The following is a 6283-nucleotide window of genomic DNA, read 5'->3' as shown; positions in this document are numbered from 1 at the left end:
CATCCGACAACGTCAACTCGGCCTTCGGCCGCCCCGTACGTGCCATACCGCAAGCCTACACATCTGAACAGAATTCCTGACTCGGAAGACTAGGGCCTCAGCCCGCCGCGCGGGGGAGGCGGCGGCGCCAGGTGCGGTGGAAGAGGACTTCGTCGCCCTCCCGGCACACCACCTCGTTCTCCGTCAGGAAGCCGCCCGCGTCGCAGGAGATCTCCGACCGGGTCTCCACCCGCGCGTCCCAGCCCTCCTCCGGCCGGTGCAGCCGGATCCGCCACTCGGAGCGGGTGCGGGCGGAGAGGGGGTCCGACTGTTGGATCTCGTAGACCTCCGCCGCGTCCTCCTCGTACTCCAACCCGTCCGGGTAGACCCGGGTCCCCCCGTACCGGGGGTCGACCTCCAGCCGCCACGTCCCGCGCGCCACGTCCCGTACGACGACCCGTTCCGGACGCGGCGCGTCCAGCGTCTCCGGGTACACCACCCCCAGCGGCTCCGCCTGTTCCGGCGGGGCGAAGGCGATGCCCGCGTCGAGGGGGGACGCCGAGGCGCGGACCGGGAGTTCCAGGGTGCTGCCCGCCGGGTCCAGGGTCCAGCCGGCCTCCGAGCCGGCCCGCGGCCAGATCCACGGCCAGTACGCGGAGGACAGCGCGAGCCGGATCCGGTGGCCCGGCGGGAAGGAGTGGCCGATGCCGTTCAGCTCGAAGGTGACGTCCTCGTACGCGCCCGCCGGCCACGGCGCGGCCCGGTCCCGGCCGTGGCGGGCCGACAGGTTCAGCGCCCCGCGCGTGACCAGGGTCGAGGCGCCGTCCGGCGCGACGTCGCAGAGCCGGGCCACGACCTGCCCGTACGGGACGTCCATCCGCAGCCGCAGGGTGACCGAGGGCCGGCCCAGGATCTCCACGGGCTCGCCGTCGGCCACCGGGAACTCGAAGCAGGCCGACTTCGCGTCCTCCTCGCGCTGGTCCGGCGGCAGGTCGGCGGCGTTGCCGAAGGGGAAGAAGCGCCCGGCGTCCAGCCCGGTGTGCTGCGGCGAGGCCACGGCCACCGGCGCGCCCTGGAGCCCGTACGAGACGGGCACGACCGTGGGGGAGGGCCAGGTCCGCTCGCCGGCCCAGCGGCCCGGGAGTTCCCCGTACGTGGTCGCGGGCGGGTGCGACCCGCTGATCCACGCGCGGAGCAGGGGCTCGTCCATCACCCCGTTGTCGGCGCCCTTCAGCCAGTGGTCCCACCAGCGCAGGGTCTCCTGGAGGAAGCCGATCGCCGGACCCGGCGGCAGCCCCCGGTCGGGGTACTGGTGCGACCAGGGCCCGATCAGGCCGCGCACGCGGGACGCGGGCAGCCGGGAGACCAGCCGCAGCACCGCGTCCCGGTACGGGTCGTGCCAGCCGCCCACCGCGAGGACCGCGGCGCCGATCGCCCCGTAGTCCTCGCAGACGCTGCCGTGGCGCCAGTAGGCGTCGCGGGTCTGGTGCGAGAGCCAGGTGTGGATCAGCGGCTCCACGCCCTCCAGCCGGTCCAGCCACTGCTCCCGCCAGCCCTCGCCGGCGTAGCGCGGGTCCGGCGGGCGGGAGGCGAAGGCCAGCATCGTGGCGGCCCAGGCGTGCATGTCCACGGCGAGCACCGACCCGCCCATGTAGTGGACGTCGTTGTCGTAGCGGTCGTCCGTCGAGCAGACGGTGACCACGGCCTTCAGGGCCTCGGGCGCGAGCGCGGCGATCTGGAGGCTGTTGAAGCCGCCCCAGGAGATCCCGAACATCCCCACCGCGCCCGTGCACCACGGCTGCGCCGCCAGCCACTCCACCACGGCGACCCCGTCGGCCAGTTCCCGCGCGTCGTACTCGTCGCCGGGCCGGCCGCCGCTGCACCCGTGGCCGTGCACGTCCACGCGTACGGAGGCGTAGCCGTGCCCGGCGTACCAGGGGTGGCGCTGGCGGTCGCGGGGTGAGGTCCAGTCGGTCAGCCGGTACGGGAGGTACTCCAGCAGGGCCGGGACGGGCCCGTCCGTCACCGGGCGCCAGACGCGGGCGTACAGCTCGACCCCGTCCGGCATCGGGATCCGGACATCCTCGTGGGTGGTGGCGTACGGGAAGTCGGTACGGATGATCATCGGGTTCCTTCACCGGCCCCTCAGTGGACGGGATGCATCGTGCGGCGCAGCCAGGGCGCCGCGGCGATCACGGCCAGGCCGGCGGCGACCGCGACGGCGCCGTTGACGCCGAAGTACACGGGGTCGGAGACCCGGCCGTAGAACTTGACCACCTGGGCCTGGATGCCGTTGGCGAGGGCCAGGGACAGGAACCACAGGGCCATCGTCTGGTTCGCGTAGGCGCGGGGGGCGAGCTTCGAGGTGGCGGACATCCCGGAGGTCTCCAGGAGCACGTCACCGAGCCCGAGCAGCAGGTAGGAGCCGACGATCCACCAGGCGGCGATCGCGTGGGGGTCCCCGCCGTGGCCGGAGGTCGGCCAGACCATCAGCAGGAAGGACAGTCCGCCCAGGACGACGCCGATGGCGATCTTGTTGGAGGCGTGCGGCTGGCGGCGGCCCATCCGCACCCACAGCGCCGCCACCACCGGGGCGAGCGCCACCTCGAAGGCGCCGAGCGCCGAGGCGTACCAGCCGGCGGGGAAGTGGAAGCCGAGGATCTCGGTCCGGGCGTTCGTGGAGGCCAACAGCATCATCGTCGAGTAGGCCTGGAAGAGGATGAAGTTGAAGGCGACGGAGGCGAGGAAGAGCACCGCGTACGGGCGCAGCCGTCCGCGCTCCTCGGCCGTCACCCTCGGGCTGCGGAACATGAGGGCGAAGTAGACGGCCGGGGCGACCACCGAGACGAGGGTCAGCAGGTCGACGAAACGGGCCATCGTCAACCAGCCGATACCCGCCAGGAGGGTGGCGAGTGCGGCGAAGGCGACGCACCCGCCGGCGATCCGCCGGACGGCGGTGCGCAGGGCGTCGGGGGCGAGGGGGTACTCGGCGGAGTGCTTGCGGCCGGCGAGGTGGCGGCGGCCGAGGACGTACTGGACCAGGCCCGCGGTCATGCCGACGGCGGCGGCGGAGAAGCCCCAGTGCCAGCCCTGGTGTTCGCCGAGCCAGCCGGTGGCCAGCGGTCCTGCGAAGGCGCCGATGTTGATGCCCGTGTAGTAGAGGGCGAATCCGGCGTCGCGCCGCTCGTCGTCGGTCCGGTAGAGCCGGCCGACCATGCCGGCCACGTTGGGCTTGAGCAGGCCGGTGCCCGCGCTGATGAGGCCGAGGCCGGTCCAGGTCATGGCGGTGGTGGGCACGGCCATGGCGTAGTGGCCGCAGGCGATCAGGACGCCGCCGGCCAGGACGGCGCGGTAGGAGCCGAGGATCCGGTCGGCGAGCCAGCCGCCGGCGACCGAGACGAGGTACACCATGGTCCCGTAGGCGGCCGAGACGGAGGCGGCGGTGGCCGGGTCCATCCCGAGCCCGCCGTTCGCCACCGTGTCCGCGAAGTAGAGGACGAGGATGGCCTGCATGCCCAGGAAGGAGAACCGCTCCCAGACCTCCAGCCCCGAGAGGGTGGCCAGACCCCTGGGGTGCCCGAGGAAGGCGTGGTCGTCCGAGGGCGGCGGCCGGTCCGTCCCGAGGTCCGCGGGCTCGTCTCTATCGGTGGCAGTTCTGGACAAAACTCATTCTCCGGTTGTTTCGGCTCTCACCGAACATACCGGGGTGGATCGGACTACGCGTGTGCGGCAACCGGACAGGCGCTCTCGGTGATCGAAAACAGACCGGATACGCTGGCTTGAGTGATGGCAGCGACACATCGACAATCCAGGTGATCGTCAGCGTGATCGTCAGCAGACAGGAGTACCCCTCGTGACCGTCGTCGGGCCGTTCGGACTGAGCGTGCGGGACCAGGCTCTTGAGACCGATGTCCAGGCCGGACTGGCCGCCGTCGAGGCGGGTCTGCTGGAGGCCACCAAGAGCGAAGTCCCCTTCATCACCGAGGCCGCGCAGCATCTGGTGCGCGCCGGAGGCAAGCGGTTCAGACCGCTGCTGGTGATGCTGGCCTCCCGCTTCGGCGACCCCTACGCGCCCGGCATCGTGCCGTCCGCGGTGGTCGTGGAGCTCACCCACCTGGCGACGCTCTACCACGACGACGTCATGGACGAGGCGGACGTGCGCCGCGGGGTGGAGAGCGCGAACGCCCGCTGGGGCAACTCGGTGGCGGTCCTGACGGGTGACTTCCTGTTCGCCCGTGCGTCGCACATCCTCGCGGACCTCGGGCCGGAGGCCGTGCGCATCCAGGCCGAGGCCTTCGAGCGGCTCGTGACGGGCCAGATCCTGGAGACGGCCGGTCCGCGCGACGGCCGCGACCCGGTCGCCCACTACCTGGACGTCATCGCCGGCAAGACCGGCTCGCTGATCGCCGTCTCCGGCCGCTTCGGCGCGCTGATGTCCGGCGCCGACGAGTCGGTCGTCGACATCCTGACCCAGTACGGCGAGCGCCTCGGCACCGCCTTCCAGCTGGCGGACGACGTCCTCGACATCGCCTCCGACTCGCACGAGTCCGGCAAGACCCCGGGCACCGACCTGCGCGAGGGCATCCCGACCCTGCCCGTGCTGCGGCTGCGCGAGATGGCCGAGCGGGACCGGCGCCCCGAGGACCTGGAGCTCGTCGCCCTGCTGGACGGCGACCTCACGGACGACGCCCGGCACGCCGAGGTGCTCGCCCGGCTGCGGGTGCACCCCGCGCTGGAGCAGGCCCGCCGCGACACCGTCCAGTACGCGGAGGACGCGCGCGCCACGCTCGCCCCGCTGCCGGAGTGCTTCGCGAAGTCGGCACTGGAAGAGCTGTGCGACGCGGTGGTCCACCGCGCGGGCTGACCCCCGCGGCACCGCTTCCGGAAGGGGCCCCTGTGCCTCCGCGACCCCTACGGGTCGGGGGTGAGGGGCCCCTTCCCGTGTCATCCCACGGTCGTACGCGGAGTTGATTCCGGGGACTGACGCCCCCGGCTCCCCGATTTGGTCAGATGGAGTCATCGAACCCCACCGGATCGGGTGAGTGCGGCGCCACGGGGGCCGCCGCCGAAGACACAGAGGGCAGGGCATTCAGATGGCAGCGAACACGAAGACCTCGCGCAAGGCCGCCCGGTACGCGGTACCGGTAGCGGTGGCGGGTGTCGCGGCGGCAACCGTCGCGATGGTCCCGGCCTTCGCCAACGCCGGAGGCCCGGACCTGCCCAAGGTGACGGCGCAGCAGCTGATCGAGAAGGTCGCGGCCTCCGACGTCGAGCAGCTCTCCGGCACCGCCAAGATCACCACCGACCTCGGCCTGCCGAAGATCGCCTCCGGGCTGCTGGGCGGCGGCGGGGTCGCGGGCGGCTCGGCCGACCCGGCGGACAAGATCGCGCAGCTGGCGAACGGGACGCACACCTTCCGCGTCGCGGCCGACGGCCCCGACCGCCAGAAGCTGACCTTCCTCGACGGCAAGGACGAGTACACCCTCGTCCACAACGGCCAGGACGTCTGGGGCTACGACTCCAAGTCCAACGAGGTCTTCCACGACAAGGACGCCGCCCAGGGCGCCGGCCGGGACCACAAGAAGACCGCCGACCGCCTCCCCGCCTCCCCGCAGGAGCTGGCGCAGGAGGTCATCAAGAACGCCGGCCCCACCACCGACATCAGCGTGGGCGACACCGCCCAGGTCGCCGGCCGCGACGCCTACCAGCTGGTCCTCAAGCCCAAGCAGACCGGCTCCACCGTCGGCTCCGTGCAGATCGCGGTCGACGCCAAGAACGGCGTGCCGCTGCGCATCCAGCTGCTGTCCAGCCAGGGCGGCAAGCCGATCGTCGACGCGGGCTTCACCCAGGTGGACTTCGCCAAGCCGGCCGCCGACACCTTCGCCTTCACCCCGCCGAAGGGCGCCAAGGTCACCGAGGGCACCGAGCACGGCAAGGGGCAGAAGGAGGACAAGCCGCTCAAGGCGCTGGAGTCCTTCCCCGGCCTCGGCGACCTGGCCGGCGGCGCGGGAGGCAAGGGCGACGTGAAGGTCCTCGGCGAGGGCTGGTCCACGGTGGCGCGGATCGACAGCGGCGCCGGCCAGGCCGGCAAGTCCCTCAAGGACCTGGAGAACGACAAGAACGCGCCCAAGGAGGCCAAGCAGTTCCTGAACTCCCTCGGGGACAAGGTCACCGGGAAGTTCGGCGAGGGCCGGGTCTTCTCCACCCGCCTGGTCAACGCGCTGATCACGGACGACGGCAAGGTCTACGTCGGCGCGGTCACCAAGGACCAGCTCGTGAAGACGGCCGACGCGGCCAAGTAGCC

4 protein-coding genes are annotated in these 6283 nt (G+C 72.3%); 2 read left to right on the top strand and 2 right to left on the bottom strand.

All coding sequences use genetic code 11. The annotated features are described in order from the left end of the window. Nucleotides 1–97: 97 nt before the first annotated feature. Nucleotides 98–2104 carry a CocE/NonD family hydrolase gene (locus ACIPW5_RS21780; RefSeq protein ID WP_401247202.1) on the bottom strand — a complete coding sequence of 669 codons (2007 nt, stop codon included), beginning with the start codon at nucleotides 2102–2104 and terminating at the stop codon, nucleotides 98–100. A 20-nt stretch (nucleotides 2105–2124) separates the two neighbouring features. Then, complete coding sequence (locus ACIPW5_RS21775) at nucleotides 2125–3642, bottom strand: peptide MFS transporter (RefSeq protein WP_401247199.1); 1518 nt, start codon at nucleotides 3640–3642, stop codon at nucleotides 2125–2127. Between the two features lie 190 nt (nucleotides 3643–3832). On the opposite strand from ACIPW5_RS21775, the gene ACIPW5_RS21770 reads away from it, so the two are divergent. Both ACIPW5_RS21770 and ACIPW5_RS21765 read left to right on the top strand, forming a co-directional pair. After that, nucleotides 3833–4843, top strand: coding sequence for a polyprenyl synthetase family protein (locus ACIPW5_RS21770; protein WP_401247197.1), 1011 nt, complete (start codon nucleotides 3833–3835; stop codon nucleotides 4841–4843). Between the two features lie 229 nt (nucleotides 4844–5072). After that, nucleotides 5073–6281 carry an outer membrane lipoprotein carrier protein LolA gene (locus ACIPW5_RS21765; RefSeq protein ID WP_401247194.1) on the top strand — a complete coding sequence of 403 codons (1209 nt, stop codon included), beginning with the start codon at nucleotides 5073–5075 and terminating at the stop codon, nucleotides 6279–6281. Nucleotides 6282–6283: the final 2 nt, after the last annotated feature.

The sequence above is a fragment of the Streptomyces sp. NPDC090077 genome (genome assembly GCF_044747545.1).
GTDB lineage: Bacteria > Actinomycetota > Actinomycetes > Streptomycetales > Streptomycetaceae > Streptomyces.
This window is presented reverse-complemented; position numbering and strand designations above follow the sequence as displayed.

What these genes read in the sequence shown, in the direction of transcription:
- ACIPW5_RS21780 (WP_401247202.1), bottom strand. Translation starts at nt 2,104, where the DNA reads ATGATCATCCGTACCGACTTCCCGTACGCCACCACCCACGAGGATGTC.
- ACIPW5_RS21765 (WP_401247194.1), top strand. Translation starts at nt 5,073, where the DNA reads ATGGCAGCGAACACGAAGACCTCGCGCAAGGCCGCCCGGTACGCGGTA.